The organism is Prescottella defluvii, from assembly GCF_000738775.1.
Classification (GTDB): domain Bacteria; phylum Actinomycetota; class Actinomycetes; order Mycobacteriales; family Mycobacteriaceae; genus Prescottella; species Prescottella defluvii.
In genome coordinates, this window is record NZ_JPOC01000173.1 from 1 (window position 1) to 222 (window position 222).

The following is a 222-nucleotide window of genomic DNA, read 5'->3' on the forward strand; positions in this document are numbered from 1 at the left end:
CGCGGACGCGCCGCAGCAGGCGGTTCGCGATGCGCGGCGTGCCCCGTGAACGTCCGGCGATCTCCGCGCTCGCGTCCGGCCCGAGATCGACGCCGAGGATGCCGGCCGACCGCAGCAGGATCTGCTCCAACTCCGCCGGCTCGTAGAAGTCCATGTGCGCGGTGAACCCGAATCGGTCGCGCAGCGGCCCGGTGAGCGCGCCGGACCGGGTCGTGGCGCCGA

Annotated in this window: 1 pseudogene; it reads right to left on the reverse strand. The window is 74.3% G+C overall.

What is annotated here, in order from left to right:
* A pseudogene (locus IJ15_RS0124305) lies at positions 1 to 222 on the reverse strand (Holliday junction branch migration DNA helicase RuvB); the annotation flags it as partial.